The 1,325-nt window shown below is 46.5% G+C and carries 1 protein-coding gene; it reads left to right on the top strand.

Annotation, left to right across the window (positions count from 1 at the left end; all coding sequences use genetic code 11):
* The coding region (locus tag ACEPPX_RS11770; RefSeq protein WP_416624194.1) for a hypothetical protein at nt 1-1,325 on the top strand (1,325 nt) is incomplete at both ends.

Genomic DNA, 1,325 nt, shown 5'->3' with positions numbered 1-1,325 from the left:
GCAACAAAGATAAAGCGTACTTTGCGAGGAGGCGGCAAGTATAAATTAACGCAGGCTTTAAATTTGAGGGAGCTGCCGGTAGATATGCCGGACGCAGATTTTGTTGTGTCCGGAGATGGTCAAATCATCATCGGCGGTCACGCCAATAGTAGCTTTAACCCTAACCAAATCCTCGGCAAAGTGCTGCAGGGGGCGGTGAAATTTGATCCCGCACATTATACCAAGCCATCAGTGCTTTGTATCGGAGCAAAGGGACAGCACATCACTATTAAATATGTTGATTATCTACAATTTTGGATGAGTAGCGATCCAGTCACTTTCCCGCGAGATGCATCACAAGCCTATTCAACTTTTAACCTCCCGTTTGCGATTAAGATTACCGTGGACACAGACCAGCGATTTGCAGGCGGTGCAGCGGCTGATGGAGCAGCCAGTGCAAACCAATGGTTCAATGAGAATGTGTTGAATTTAAACCGTTGCTTTGCGCTGGAGATGAAAGGCAGTTACAGGCATAACTGTAATTATATTGTCGGAGGCAGTTTTGAGAGCACGGCATCTTATATAGATATCCAATCCGGTAATAAAAATCGGTTCGTTAATACACGTCTTGAGGGGGTCGGATTTGTCCGGTTTGGTGCAAATACCGAAGGCAATATTTTAGAGCGGAGTTATTTTGCTTCGGTAGCCGGGTTGCCGTTAACAGTAGAGGATAAAGGCGTGCTTAACCGGATTGAGACTGCTACGTTAATACAATCGGATAAACAGAGGGTACTTGATATTAATCCATTTACTCCGCGCTGGAACGCCAAGCCCATCCCCTATCATGTACAGCAAATCAGTACAACGATACGAGCGGCGACGGCGTATGGACAGATAGCGGAAACCGAAATGTTTGCGATGCGCGGCAAGGAAGACATCATCATTTTTGATTTTGATAACAGAGATAGCCGTTACCAAGTACGAGTGTTTGTGTACGACAAAAACGGTCGATTCATTAATCCTGCGGATTTGTCGATTTCGTCCGGTTTTTTAGTAACAGAGCAGAAACGTTTTGCTGGCGCGCCAAGTGGCGGGCAACGATACGGCAATCACCGCTTTATGATTTTGGCGGACGGTGTTTTTTATGTAAAGATCGAACTGGCGGCAACCGAGAATCGGCTAGAGGGAAAAAGCAAATATTTCACGGCTGATCTATATGCAGCGCGGCCACGCACACTATTGCAACGACAGGATATCCAGACAACGGGAAAACCGACACAGTACATCGGTTATCAGGGTCAGGTTATCCAATATAAAACCGGCCGCGCGCATGTCGATGTGCATAT

This window comes from Neisseria sp. S1, from assembly GCF_048060015.1.
GTDB classification, from domain to species: Bacteria; Pseudomonadota; Gammaproteobacteria; order Burkholderiales; family Neisseriaceae; genus Neisseria; species Neisseria arctica.
The sequence above is the reverse complement of the archived record's forward strand: the minus strand, read 5'-3'. Positions and strand labels throughout refer to the sequence as shown.